At 74.8% G+C, this 13,180-nt stretch carries 11 protein-coding genes and 1 pseudogene; 7 read left to right on the plus strand and 5 right to left on the minus strand.

What is annotated here, in order from left to right:
- Positions 1-265, minus strand: a 265-nt coding sequence (locus ABZV94_RS35705) for a helix-turn-helix transcriptional regulator (RefSeq protein ID WP_356348079.1), incomplete at its 3' end; no start/stop codon positions are given.
- 643 nt (positions 266-908) lie between these two features.
- Here ABZV94_RS35705 and ABZV94_RS35710 point away from each other — a divergent pair.
- Complete coding sequence (locus ABZV94_RS35710) at positions 909-3,932, plus strand: BTAD domain-containing putative transcriptional regulator (RefSeq protein WP_356348082.1); 3,024 nt, start codon at positions 909-911, stop codon at positions 3,930-3,932.
- Positions 3,933-3,988: 56 nt separating this feature from the next.
- Here the strand turns inward: ABZV94_RS35710 and ABZV94_RS35715 are convergent, their stop codons facing one another.
- From ABZV94_RS35715 to ABZV94_RS35725, 3 genes are all read right to left on the minus strand, one after another.
- A complete protein-coding gene (locus ABZV94_RS35715) occupies positions 3,989-4,153 on the minus strand; it encodes a hypothetical protein (RefSeq protein ID WP_356348084.1) in 165 nt (54 codons plus the stop codon).
- Between the two features lie 128 nt (positions 4,154-4,281).
- Positions 4,282-4,650 (minus strand): hypothetical protein, encoded by a 369-nt coding sequence (locus ABZV94_RS35720; RefSeq protein ID WP_356348085.1) that lies wholly within the window; start codon positions 4,648-4,650, stop codon positions 4,282-4,284.
- A gap of 123 nt (positions 4,651-4,773) precedes the next feature.
- Positions 4,774-5,991 carry a serpin family protein gene (locus ABZV94_RS35725; protein ID WP_356348087.1) on the minus strand — a complete coding sequence of 406 codons (1,218 nt, stop codon included), beginning with the start codon at positions 5,989-5,991 and terminating at the stop codon, positions 4,774-4,776.
- Positions 5,992-6,223: 232 nt separating this feature from the next.
- On the opposite strand from ABZV94_RS35725, the gene ABZV94_RS35730 reads away from it, so the two are divergent.
- The 6 genes from ABZV94_RS35730 (at position 6,224) to ABZV94_RS35755 (ending at position 12,666) form a co-directional block, all read left to right on the plus strand.
- Positions 6,224-7,294 (plus strand): DUF4190 domain-containing protein, encoded by a 1,071-nt coding sequence (locus ABZV94_RS35730; protein WP_356348098.1) that lies wholly within the window; start codon positions 6,224-6,226, stop codon positions 7,292-7,294.
- 149 nt (positions 7,295-7,443) lie between these two features.
- Positions 7,444-8,196, plus strand: a complete 753-nt coding sequence (locus ABZV94_RS35735; RefSeq protein WP_356348090.1) for a GntR family transcriptional regulator — start codon at positions 7,444-7,446, stop codon at positions 8,194-8,196.
- Between the two features lie 384 nt (positions 8,197-8,580).
- Positions 8,581-8,772 carry an SPOR domain-containing protein gene (locus ABZV94_RS35740; RefSeq protein ID WP_030649874.1) on the plus strand — a complete coding sequence of 64 codons (192 nt, stop codon included), beginning with the start codon at positions 8,581-8,583 and terminating at the stop codon, positions 8,770-8,772.
- A gap of 30 nt (positions 8,773-8,802) precedes the next feature.
- Positions 8,803-9,222 (plus strand): (deoxy)nucleoside triphosphate pyrophosphohydrolase, encoded by a 420-nt coding sequence (locus tag ABZV94_RS35745; protein ID WP_356348092.1) that lies wholly within the window; start codon positions 8,803-8,805, stop codon positions 9,220-9,222.
- Between the two features lie 154 nt (positions 9,223-9,376).
- Positions 9,377-9,805: an ATP-binding protein gene (locus ABZV94_RS35750; protein ID WP_356348094.1), complete on the plus strand. Its 429-nt coding sequence runs from the start codon at positions 9,377-9,379 to the stop codon at positions 9,803-9,805.
- A 272-nt stretch (positions 9,806-10,077) separates the two neighbouring features.
- Complete coding sequence (locus ABZV94_RS35755) at positions 10,078-12,666, plus strand: SpoIIE family protein phosphatase (protein ID WP_356348095.1); 2,589 nt, start codon at positions 10,078-10,080, stop codon at positions 12,664-12,666.
- Here ABZV94_RS35755 and ABZV94_RS35760 read toward each other — a convergent pair.
- Positions 12,663-13,180 (minus strand): annotated as a pseudogene (locus ABZV94_RS35760) (hypothetical protein); the annotation flags it as partial. The gene ABZV94_RS35755 and the pseudogene ABZV94_RS35760 sit on opposite strands and share 4 nt — an antisense overlap.

Consider the following 13,180-nt stretch of genomic DNA (forward strand, 5'->3'; position numbering starts at 1 on the left):
CCGCGCCGCCCGCCGCCGCACGCCAGCGCCGCTCCCACAGCGCCCGGTCCCCGCCGCAGGCCTCGGCGAAGGCGAGGGCCACCTGAAGGGTGGGCAGCCGGTGGCCCGCCGCGGCGTCCGAAAGCACCGAGGCCGAGAACAGCGCACGTCTCGCCAGCTCCCGGTAGCTGGGGGAGCCCGCCGCGGCCCGGAGCCGGCGCAGCTCCAGGGCGAAGGCGGTGGCCGGTCCGGCGTCCTGCGCCAGCGGTTTCTCCGGTCTGCCCACGCTCATGCTCCTTGCGATGGTCGGGGGCGGTGTGCCACGGGTTCGCCGCGGGCCTCCGCCCTCTCCTGCCTGCCTACGCAGGGTCCGGCCGGCCGTTCCCGATCCCTTCCCCGAGCGGTACCGACCGCTCCCGGCGCCGGCGCACGGGACGGTCGCCGCCCGTCCCGCGGGGGCGCTCCGCCGCGGGACGGGGGCGGCCGGGCCGCCGCGGCGTCTGCGCAGGATGACCGCTGCACGGCACGGGGTCTTCGCGCCGCCAGGCGTTATGCTTCCGTGGGTTTGGGGCCCGCCGGGTGCACCGGGGGCACGGGGGGTGGGGAGCCGATGGCGGCCGAGCGTGTGCGAAACGGCGTGACGAACGCCGGGGGCAGTGCGGCTGCCGAGTCCCGCCGAGTCCTGCCGGTCCGCCGCGCCCGTGGGGCGCGGGGCCCGTCCGGTGCCCCCACGCACCGGACGAGGACGGCGCACGGCCCGTCCCGCGTGCTGCCCGGCCCGCCGGCGGACCGGTCGGGCGGAGACCGCCCGTCCCCCGGCGGTGCCCTTCAGGAGCGCGTTCCGGTGCCGCCGGCGCAGTCCGTGCGGCCGGTCGCGGTTCTCCGGCTGGTCGAAGCGGCGCCGGGCGACGAGGTCAAGGGGGAGAGGCTTGCTGGGACAACATGCCGGAGACCGGCTGCGTTTCAACGTTCTGGGGCCGCTGGAGGTCTGGGCGGGGGACACCCGGCTCAGGCTGGGCGGACTGGTCCAGGAGCGGGTGCTCGCCACCCTGCTGCTTGAGCCGGGCAGGCTCGTTCCCGTCTCCCGGCTCGTCGAGGCCACGTGGGAGGAGGAGCCTCCGGCCACCGCGTCCCACCAGGTCCGCAAGGCGGTGGCCGACCTGCGGCGCCGCATACCCGGCGGGAGCCAGGTCGTCATCACCGACGGCCCCGGCTACCGCGCGGCCGTCCCCGAGGACCAGCTCGACCTGACCGAGTTCACCGCTCAGGTCCGCCGGGCCAGGGCCGCGGACGAACAGGGTCACACCGCCCAGGCGGTCGAGGCCCTGCGGGCCGCCCTGGACCTGTGGCGCGGACCCGTGCTCTCCGATGTCGCGGGCCCGGTGATCGCCGCGGCCGCCGCCGCCCTGGACGAGCGCCGCCTCGCCGCCGCGGAGCAGCTCTTCGAGCTGTGCCTCGGCCTCGGCCAGGCCGCCGAACTCGTCGCCGACCTGCGGGACCTGACGGCCAGGTACCCGCTGCGGGAGAACCTGCGCCGCCAGCTGATGCTCGCGCTGTACCGCTCCAGCCGGCAGGCGGAGGCACTGGAGGAGTACGCCCGGGTCCGGGACCTGCTGGTGGAGGAGCTGGGCATCGACCCGGGCCAGCAACTCACCCAGGTCTACGAGGGAATCCTGCGGGAGAGTCCCGATCTGGCCGCCCCCGTGCCGCCGTCCTCCCCCGCACCGGCCGCACCGGTGCCGGCCCAGGCACCGTGCACCCTCCCCTACGACCTGGCGGACTTCTCCGGCCGCGACCGTGAACAGCGCGAGCTGCTCGACTGCGCGCAGCGGTCCGCCACCTGCGCTCCCGGGATCGTCGCCATCGACGGCATGGGCGGCTGCGGCAAGACCGCCCTGGCCGTCCGCGTCGCGCACCGGCTGGCCGACGCGTACCCCGATGGCCAGCTGTACATCAACCTGCGCGGCTACACACCGGGCGAGCAGCCGGTGACCTCGGCGGCCGCGCTCGCCACCCTGCTGCGCGCGCTCGGCATCTCCGGCGACCAGATCCCCGACGACCTGGAGGGCAGAACCGCCGCCTGGCGGGCCGCGCTGGTGGGCCGGCGGCTGCTCCTGCTGCTCGACAACGCGGTCGAGGCGGCCGAGGTCCGTCTCCTCATGCCCCCGTCCCCGGGCTGCCTGGTGCTGGTGACGAGCCGCAGCCGGCTGCTGGACCTCGACGGGGCGCACTGGACCTCGCTCGACGTCATGTCCAGCGACGACAGCGTGCTGCTGGTGTCGAAGACGCTCGGCGCCGAGCGGGTCGCGGCGGAGCCCGAGGCGTCGGCCGAGCTGGCCCGGCTCTGCGGCCACCTGCCGCTCGCCCTCCGGATCGCCACCGCCCGGCTGCGCAACCGGCCGCGCTGGACGGTCGGTTACCTGGTGGACCGCCTGTGCGACGAGACGCGCCGGCTCGACGAGCTGAGCCTGGGCGAACGCAGCGTGGCGGCCACCCTGCGCCTGTCGTACCAGACGATGGCGGCGGAGTCCCGCGTCGCCTTCCGGCTGCTGGCGCTGCACCCCGGCTCCGACATCGACGTGCACTCGGCCGCGGCCCTCCTGGGCACGGACACCCGGGACGCCGAGGACATCCTGGAGCACATGCTCGACGTCCACCTGCTCCAGCAGCCGGACGTGGGCCTGTACGCCTTCCACGACCTCGTCCGCAGCTTCGCGCTGAGCCTGCGCGGACAGGCCACGGAACAGGAGGACCGCGCCGCGGTCGGACGGCTGCTCGACTACTACCTCACGGCCACCGAGCAGGCCTGCGACGTCCTCTTCCCCGGGCGGCGCCGCCGCCCGACCGGTCTGCCGGCCACCGGGGCGCGGCTCCCGGACCTGGGTGACGCCGACCGGGCCCTGACCTGGTTCACCCGGGAACACACCGCGCTCAGCGGCGCCGTCGCCCTGGCCCGGACGCTCGGTCACGACCGCCACGCGGTGTGGCTGACCCGTGACGTGGTCTTCTATCTCAACGCCCGTGGCCACATCAGCGAGTTCCGCGACCTGAGCCGCAGCGCGGTCGAAGTCGCCCGCCGCCTCGGCGACCTGGTGCTGCTCGCCGTGAGCCTGTCCAACCTGGGTGTGGCCTGCTGGAAGCTGGGCCGCTTCGAGGAGGGCGTCGAAGTGGCCCGGGAGGCGCTGGCGGTGGCCACCGAGCTGGGCGACCGGGACACCGAAGCGCACTCGGAGTCCACCCTCGGCCTGCTCAACAGTGTGCTCGGCCGCTTCGACCAGGCCCTGCCGCACCTGGTCCGGGCCGTCGACCTCGGCCGGGAGCTGGGGAACGCGCGCTCGGAGTCCGAGAGCCTGACCATTCTCAGCACCCTGTACGAGCAGTGGGGCCGGTATCCGGAGGCGGTGGAGGCGGCACGGCGGGCCGTGGAACTCGACCGGCACCTCGGCAGCCGGGAGAACGAGATCGTGTCCGTCACCGACCTCGCCCTCGCGCTGATGGGTCTGGAGAAGTACACCGAGGCCCAGGAGTGCCTCGAACGGGCCCGGCGCATCAGCGACCAGACCCACGACCCCGGCAACGTGGGCGTCCTGCTGGCCCTGTCGGCCGACGTCCAGCACCGCCTGGGCGACACGGCGGGCGCCGCGCGCCTCGCCGACCACGCCCTGGAACTCGTCCGGTCGAGCGTGGTGCCGATCCGGCAGGTGAAGACGGAGAACATACTCGGCCGGCTGTGCACCCGGCAGGGTGATCCCGCCGACGCGCTCCAGCTGCACACGAGTGCCCTGAAGACCGCTTCGGGCATCGGTTACCGGATCGAGGAGGCGCACGCCCTGGCCGGGCTGGCCCGGGCCTGCGAGGCCCTCGGCGACCACGCGGCGGCCCGGCAGCACGCCGGGGCCGCCGCCGGGCTCTTCGACACGATGGGCGTACCCGAGATCGGCCGGAGCCGCTGACGGCGCCGGGACGGGCGGCTCCCGCACCGGGCTCCCCCCGGGGCGGGAGGCGGGGGTCAGCCGGCGGAGGACGCGGTGATGACGGTCGGGCCCTGGTTCTCGGCCGTCACGTGGTGCCCGGCGGGGCGGTCGGTCGCCGACTGGTGCTGGACCGTCGCGCCCAGCCCGAACGCCAGCGCCATCGCGACCATCCCGAACAGACCGGCCAGCTTGTTACGCATCGACTTGCTCCCCCTCGTGGTGTCCCGTTTCCGACACCACTGATGCTGCTGGGAGCCGTTCCCGGACCGTTCCTCCGGCGATACCGGCACCCGTGACGCCATGGGAACGGCTCACCCATCCACCCCGGCTACGGTGTCGGCGGGGTGGGGGCCAGCCCGGTGCACGCGACGACCCGCGGACCCTCCGGGAGCAGGACCACCGACGTGCGGACCGTCCCCGAGCTGTGTCCGGTCAGGTCCAGCAGGGCCCGCACCGCCGACCGGAGTTCCACCTGTTCGTCCGGGGTGGCCTCGGCCGGCTCCGCACTGCCGCGCCGCCGGGCGTCCACCCCGACGACCTGGTGCATGCCGCTCTCGGTGACCGTGGTGACCAGGAACTCGGTGTCCTCCGGCAGTGCCCGCGTTCCCCGGGGCACCAGGCCGCCGACGCGGGCGAGTTCCTGGTTGATGCGGTGCAGGACCGAGTCGTCGGCCGGGCTGTACACCGGACGCTTCACGGCATCCTCCTTCTGCAGACGTGTGTCCCGCTCAGAATTCCGGCACCCGCCCCCGTTCACCTCCCGCCGCGTTCCCGCGCGGGTCCCGCTCGCCGCTCGCCGCCGGCAGGAGGACGAGCCGCCTCACGGGGCGGGGGACGGCACGGGGTGGGGCGCCGGTTCCGTCACCCAGCCCGCCGCCAGCACCAGGCGGGACTCGCGGTCGACGGCGAGGAAGGCGAAGGGGCGGTCGAAGGTGACCCGGACGACCGTCGTCTCGTAGCGGTACTGCGGGACCCCGCCGGCCGGCACCGGCATGACCGCCGTCACCGCCGCCGCCCGGAAGCCGAGCGCGCCGAACTGGGCCACGGCCGACTGCCGGGCCTCTCCGACGGCCAGCGGCCAGGGGCTCACCCCCGGGAAGTGACCGCTCGCGGTGTCCGTCGCCGCACCGAGGCCGAACAGGCCCGGCAGGGCGAGCAGATCGTGGTCGGCCCGTACCTCGAACGACACCGTCGTCACGTCCAGCGTCGTCGGCTGCGGCGCGGTGGCCGGCTGCTGCTCCACGTGCAGGCCGGGGCCGACATGCCCGTGCGGCAGCGCCCCGCCCCCGGTCAGCGGCACGCCGCGCTCCACGACACCCACCCCGGCCGCCAGCACCTGGCCCGGCGTCATCCGCTCTTCTCCCAGCACCAGATGGACGTCGACGCCGTTGTCCCCGGGCACCGTCAGCGCGGTGACGAAGCCGTCCGGCGTGCCCGCCACGCCCACCCGGTCGGGCCGCACGCTGCGCCGGTGCAGCCCGCGCAGGGTACGGCCCTGCCAGGGGCCGGAGCCGGGCCGCAGCGGCAGCTCCGTGAACGGCTGCCGCCAGTCCGTGCGCAGCGCGAGGGCGGTGGCCAGCACCATCCGCGCCTCCCGGGTCAGCGTCACCGGCATGCGCTCGACCAGACCGCCGGTCCGCTCGGCCGCCCAGGCGTCCAGCCGCTCCTGCGCGGTGACCAGGTCGTCCCCGAAGACGCCGTGGGTCCCGGCGGGCAGCCCGGCCCGCCACTCCTCCCGCAGGGCCAGCCCCTGGTGCGTCCACAGGCCGAGCGCCGCGTCCAGCCCCGCGACCCCCGCCAGCCCGGCCAGCAACTCCCGCGCGGCACCGGCCGCCTGCTCGGCGGGCACGCCCAGCGCGCCGGCCAGTTCCGCCCGCGCCGGGCCCGCCGCGCCGTCGGCCAGGAAGGCCAGCAGCGGCCACACACCCGGCGCGGAGAACACCGTGCCCTCGCCGTTCAGGGCCTGCGCCCACCGGGCCGTCAGCCCGTTCACCCGGCGGACCGTCTCCCCGGCCACCGTGTACGTCTCCACCCGCATTCCGCCCCCGTTCCGCTCACGCTTACCATGCGGCCAGTCGTACGTCAGCCCAGCCGCCGGGCGGCCGCCGGTCCCCTGCGCCGCCGCCCGATCCAGGAGCACGGTACCGGTGTCCTTCCCCCCGCCTCCCGGCCCCCACCAGCCGCAAGAGCCGTTCCAGCCACCCCGGCCGCGGCCGCCGGACCCGTACGGCACGTCGCCGTACCCCCGGCAGCCGGGCGGCTCGCCGGGGTTGCCCGCGTACCAGCCGTGGTCGCAGGGCTACCGCCCCTACAACCACCCGGCGCCGGTCAACGGCCTCGCCATCGCCTCCCTGGTGCTCGGGGTGCTGTGCTGCCTGCCGGGGGTGGGGCTGGTGCTCGGGCTGGCCGGGCTGCGCCGGATCCGGCGGACCGGAGAGCGCGGCACGGGGCTGGCCGTGGGCGGCGCGGTGCTGTCCGGCGTCGGGCTCGTGCTGTGGGCGCTGCTGCTCGCGACGGGCGGCGCCGCCGCGCTGTGGCACGGGTTCCAGGACGGCGCACGCGGGGGCAGGCCGCTCTCGCTGTCCGAGGGCGAGTGCTTCGACGCGCCGGGGGGCGCGCTGAGCGGTGACACGTACGACGTGGCCAAGGTCTCCTGCGCCGGCGCGCACGACGGCGAGGTGTTCGCGACCGTCACGCTCCCGGGCGGCTCCTACCCCGGGGACGACGCGGTCGGTGACACGGCGGACGAGCGCTGCTGGAGTCTCCGGGACAGCTACGCGATGGACGGCTGGGCGGTCCCGCCGGACGTCGACGTGTACTACCTGACGCCGACCGAGGACAGCTGGGCCGCCGGGGACCGCGAGATCACCTGCGTGTTCGGCAACACCACCGAGGGCGAGGACCTGAGCGGGTCGCTGCGCAACGACGAGACGGTCCTCGACGCCGACCAGGTCGCCTATCTGAGGGCGGCTCACGTCCTCAACGCCGCCCTGGACACCGCTCCTGACGAGGAGTATGTCGAGGACGACCTGCCGGGGCACAGGGCGTGGGCGGGCCGGGTGTCGGCGGCGCTGGGCGAACAGGCCCGGATGCTGCGCGCCCACGACTGGCCCGCCGGCGCCCGGAAGCCCGTCGCCGCGCTCACCGCCGGCCTGGACACGGCGCGCGCGGAGTGGGCGAAGGCCGGGGCCGCCGGGGACGCGGACGCCTTCTACGAGCACTACGACACCGGGCTCGGCCTCATCGACCCGTCCCGGGCGGTCGCCGTGCGGAAGGCGCTCGGGCTCGCCACCACCGTCCCGGCGGCCGACGACGGATCCGACGGGAGCCTCCAGGTGTGAGAGCGCGCCTATACGGGGCAGAAAGCGCCTGGGTAAAGCCCTCCCCCCGCCTTTGTCATCACATCGAGTGATTCTCTGGCCTTTGCTTGCACGGCTCAACCCACGGTTGCCAGGCTGTTGCTGTCTGTACAACCTGATGGGAGCGGCCAGTGACTTTCGGTGAGCAGCCGGCGTACCTGCGCGTCGCGGGTGATCTCCGCAAGAAGATCGTCGACGGTTCACTGCCGCCCCACACCCGCCTGCCGTCCCAGGCCCGCATCCGCGAGGAGTACGGCGTCTCGGACACGGTCGCCCTGGAGGCCCGCAAGGTGCTGATGGCCGAGGGGCTGGTCGAGGGCCGCTCCGGTTCGGGGACGTACGTGCGCGAGCGGCCCGTGCCCCGGCGCGTGGCCCGCTCCGGATACCGCCCGGCCGGCGGCGCCACCCCGTTCCGGCAGGAGCAGGCCGACGCCTCGGTGCGCGGCACCTGGGAGTCCAGCAGCGAGCAGACCGAGGCCGGCGCGGCCGTCGCCGAGCGGCTCGCGATCCGGACCGGCGACCGGGTCATGCGCACCAAGTACCTGTTCCGGGAGGGCGGCGAGCCGATGATGCTCTCCACCTCCTGGGAACCCCTCGAGGTCACCGGCCGCACCCCGGTGATGCTGCCCGAGGAGGGGCCGCTCGGCGGGATGGGCGTGGTCGAGCGCATGCGGGCCATCGACGTCATCGTGGACAACGTCACCGAGGAGGTCGGTGCCCGCCCCGGCCTGGCCGAGGAGCTGCACCTGCTCGGCGGTGTCCCCGGGCACGTGGTCCTCGTGGTCCAGCGCACGTACTTCGCCTCCGGCCGCCCGGTCGAGACCGCCGACGTGGTCATCCCGGCCGACCGCTACCGCGTCTCCTACCACCTGCCCGTCAAGTGACCGCCCCGGCCCGGGCGGTCGTCCGCCCCTGCGCGTGAGGTAGCGCACACCTCGATGCGCCGCCCGGGCGGTCACCGGCGCCGTACCCGCCCCGCCGACGGCGCCCGAGCCGCAGCAATCCGGCCGTTCTCGCAGGTGGCCCGGGGTGCCTTCGGCATGCCTCCGACCCGGGTCGGCGGCTCCCCCGACGGCGCATTCGACCCCGTGCGCCCCCGGCGTTCTGGCTCGATGCGTACCTCTTTGTGAAAAGCCGTATTCGCAGCGTGAAGGTTGGGCGTACGCTCGGGCATATGCGGATTGCGGTTTCCTTAGACGGGGCCCGGCGGGGGCCCGGGCCCGGGGGAGGGCGGGGCGGTGCGAGAAGGAACGCGGGCGGTGGGGGCCATGAGTGAGGGCACGGTGTCCCTGCCCTGGATCGTGATACGGCAGGACGACAACGGCAATCGCTACCGCGTCGGCCGGTACGCGACCCGCGCCGAGGCGCAGAAGATCGCCGACAGCCTCGACGACCGGGGGCACAAACAGCTCTACTGGGTCGAACGCATCGGTCAGAACGGGGACGGCACGCAGAACTGACCGGTCGCGCGCTCCCGTAGGCTCCGCCCCATGACGCGTACGACCCCGGAGGCCGAACGGATCGTGGTGGTGGGAGCCGCCCTGCTCGACGGCGGCAGGCTGCTGGCCGCGCGCCGCAGCGCGCCCGCCGATCTGGCCGGGCGCTGGGAGCTGCCCGGCGGCAAGGTCGAGCCGGGGGAGCGACCCGAGGACGCGCTGGTGCGTGAACTGCGCGAGGAACTGGGCGTCGACGCCGAGCCGGTCGACCGCGTGCCCGGCGAGTGGCCGCTGCCGGCGCCGTACGTCCTCCACGTGTGGACCGCACGCCTGCGCCCCGGCTCGCCCCCGCCCCGGCCCCTCCAGGACCACGACGAACTGCGCTGGCTGACACCGGACCGGATCTGGGAGGTCGACTGGCTCGACCAGGACGTCCCCGCGATCCGGGAGGCGGCGGCCCGCTGGCGGGCGTAGGGCCTGTCTGACCCGGGGCCGTGCGCCCGCGGGACCACCCGAGCGTTTGGGGCGTACCCTCCGTACGCCGCTTGTGCCACAGTGCGCCGCCTGGTGCGGTACTGCCGCCCGGATATCGGGTATGGGCCCATTAACCCCATGAAACCGGACATGGGTGGGCTCGCTGGCCTGGGAAGTGATCGGCGTGATCGACACCGATGGCGACTGCGCCGAGTGGACGTTTCCCGCGGAACCGGGCGCCGTGCGCAGCGCCCGCGCGGCGGTCCGGTCCCAGCTGCACGGCTGGCACCTGGACTGCGTCGCCGACCTCGCCGCGCTGCTGGTCAGCGAACTGGTCACCAACTCGCTGCGGCATGCCACCGGGCCCATCGGCGTACGGCTCGTCCGGCCCGCCGGACTCGACGGCACGCTGCGCGTGGAGGTCTCCGACCCGCTCCCCGACCTGCCGCGCGAACGCGTCGCCCATCCCGAGGACGAGAGCGGACGCGGCCTTCAGCTGGTCGCGGGCTCCTCACTCAGCTGGGGCACCCGGCCCGGCGCGAGCGGAAAGACCGTCTGGTTCGAACTGGCGGTGCCCGGGTGACGGCACGGCACGCGCAGGGTCACGGGGGTGTACGGCGGACGGCGTGCCGTCCCTCGCGCGCGCCGGGGGCGCACGTGGTCCGTCGGTGAGTGGTTCGGCGGTGTGTTCCCTGGTTAGAAGAGTGGAAGTGTTGTCACGGACCGGTCCGAAAAGCACCTGGACCGAGCTGTGATCGTGAACACCGTGTTGTGCGGCGCCGTAGTGCTGGATACTGCGGGCAGCCGCCCCCGGTGACCGGTGCCGGACGCGGTGAGCTGGAGGGGACGGTTCGCGTGAGCGAGATACCAGCGAAGGCCACGGAGTCCGAGGACCCGTCGGACGGCGCGAGGAGGCAGGCCGCGGAGGCTGCCGCGGCACCCGGTGACGCCATGTGGCAGAGCAGTCCGCCCGGTTCCATCTACGACTACATCAAGGTGGCGTCCTTCTCCATCAGCCCCGGCGGGCTGGTCGACCAGTGGAGCCTGCGCGCCGAGCAGCTCTTCGGCATCCCCGCCGCGCGTGCCGTCGGCATGGACCCCATAGAGGCCTTCATCGACCCCGACCTGCGCGAGCGCGGCCAGCGGAAGATGGCCGAAATCCTCGACGGGCGCGAGTGGACCGGAGTGGTGCCGTTCCGGATGCCCGACGGGCCGGACGGCACGCGCGGCGAGGAGGGCCTGGCCGAGGTGTACGTCATGCCGACGCGCACCGCCGAGGGCGACAAGGCCGCCGTGTGCATCGTCGTGGACGTCCGCACGCTGCGCAGCATCGAGACCGACCTCGCCGCCTCGCAGGCCATTTTCGGTCAATCCCCTTTCGGATTCCTGCTGATCGACACGGACCTGCGGGTGCGCCGGGCCAACATGCGGTTCGCCTCCATCTTCGGCGGCACCCCGGACGACCACCGGGGCAAGGGAGTTCACGACTACCTGCCGCGCGGTGAGGCCGAGCGCGTCTCGGCCACGCTGCGGCGGGTGCTTGAGAGCGGCGAGTCCATCACCGACATGCACGTCACCGGCTTCGTCCCGGGTTCCGAGGAGCGCCGGCACTGGTCGGTCAACCTCTATCGCGTGCACAGCGGAAGCGGCCGGCCCATCGGCATCGCCTGGCTCGGCACCGACATCACCGCCCGTCGCGCCGCCGCCCGCGAGGCCGCCGCCGCCCGGCGCAATCTGGCCCTGCTCAACGAGGCCGGTGCCCGCATAGGGAACTCGCTCGACCTGGAGACCACGGCCCGCGAACTCCTCGACGTCGTCGTCCCCGGCTTCTGCGACCTCGCCACCGTCGACCTCTACCAGGGCCTGCTGGCCGGCGACGAGACCCCGCCCGGCCTCGCCGACGGCAGCGCCGAACTGCGCCGCGTCGCCTTCGCCAGCGCCGTCTCGGGCGCGCCCTTCAACAGTTCCGGCAAGCGCGTCGAGGTCGGCGCCGTCCACCACTTCCCGTTCACCTCGCCCTGCGCGGACGCCCTGCGCACCGCCCGCCCGCAGCACGTGCCCGCGGAGGAGGGCGGCCTCGTGCAGTCCACGCTGGCCGTTCCGATGGTCGCGCACGACACGGTCGTGGGACTCGCGCAGTTCGCCCGGACGAAGGGCAGCGAGCCGTTCGGCGACCGCGACCGGGACCTCGCGGTCGAACTGGCCGCACGGGCCGCCGTCTGCATCGACAACGCGCGCCTGTACCGCCGGGAACACGAGCGGGCGCTGATACTGCAACGCTCCCTGCTCCCGCCCGGCGACCCCGAGGCGTCCGGCCTGGACATCGCCTGCCGCTACCTGCCCGGCAACGCGGCGACGGAGGTGGGCGGCGACTGGTTCGACGTCATCGAACTCCCCGGCCACCGCACGGCGTTGGTGGTCGGCGACGTCATGGGGCGGGGCCTGCGGGCGGCCGTGGCGATGGGCGAACTCCGCACGGCCGTACGCACACTGGCCCTGCTGGACCTGGAACCGGCGGAAGTGCTCTCCGCGTTGGACGAGATCGCGCGGGGCCTCGGCACCCCGGGCGGGGTCCAGCAGGCGACCCGTGCGGCCCGCCAGCCCCGGGACGCGGACCTCTCCGAGGTGTACCTCGCGACCTGCGTGTACGCGGTGTACGACTCCGTCACCAGGCGCTGTACGTTCGCCAACGCCGGGCATCTGCCGCCGGTGCTGGTCGAGCCCGGTGAGCCGGCGCTGATGCTCGACGTGCCGCCCGGCATGCCGCTGGGCGTGGGCGGCGAGCCGTTCGAGGAGGTGGAGGTCGAACTCCCCGAGGGCGCCCTGCTCGCGCTCTACACGGACGGTCTCGTCGAATCCCGCGACCACCCGCTGGACGAGGGGCTCCAGGCCTTCGTCGGCGCGCTCACCGACCCCTCCCGGCCCCTGGAGGACGTCTGCGACCACGTCCTCAACACCCTCGACACCCACCACGGCGAGGACGACATCGCCCTGCTGATGGCCCGGGTGCAGGGGCTGCCCGCCGAGTCCGTCGGCGACTGGACGCTGCCGCGCGAGCCGCGCAGTGTGGGCCGGGCCCGGGAGTACGCCCGCGGACAGCTGCTCTCCTGGGAGCTGGAGCCGCTGGTCGACACGACGGAACTCCTGGTCAGCGAGCTGGTGACGAACGCGCTGCGGTACGGCGAGGGGGACATCCGGCTACGGCTGCTGCTGGACCGCACCCTGGTCTGCGAGGTCTGGGACTCCGGCCTGGTCCAGCCGCGGCGCCGACGGGCCCGGGACACCGACGAGGGCGGACGGGGCCTGCAACTGGTCGGCCTGCTCAGCGCGGCCTGGGGCTCGCGGCGCACACCCCGCGGCAAGACGGTGTGGTTCGAGCTGCCGCTGCCCGGCGGCGAGGGCGGTCTGACGGACCCGGCGGAGGCGCTGCTGAGCCTGTTCTAGACCGGCGGCCCCCACGCGTGCAGCCGGGAGCGGGTCCGCGGGCCGCCGAACGCGGGCGGGGGGCCACCGTCCGGGTCCTCTCCCAGGAGGATGCCGCCCAGGACCGCGCCGGCGAGGCCGGCCGCGTCGCCCCCGGCGCCGTGGGCCCGGACATCCCGGTCGGCCAGCTGTCGCGCCTGCCCGGCCACCACGTCGGCCCACCCCGTCTGGCCCGCGCCCAGCTCGCGTACCGCCTCCGCCAGCCGGGCCCGGGCCTCCGTACCCACCGCCCCCCGGTGCACCGCGACGAACTCCTCCGCCCCGGCGACCGAGCCGCGCGCCACGAGCAGCGCCGCCGTGTCCAGGACCCCCGAGCGCACCCCCGTCAGCCGTTCGACGGCCCGGGTGATCCGGCGCAGCGCGTCCAGCGGGTCGTACGGCCCCCCGGTCAGCTCCTCGCGCACCGCCGCCAGCACCCCGTCGACGTGGGCCGGCCGGGCCTGCGGCTCACCCGGCGTCGCCCCGCCGCCCCGGG

It is taken from the genome of Streptomyces sp. NPDC004658, assembly GCF_040609555.1.
In the GTDB taxonomy this organism is placed as follows: Bacteria; Actinomycetota; Actinomycetes; order Streptomycetales; family Streptomycetaceae; genus Streptomyces.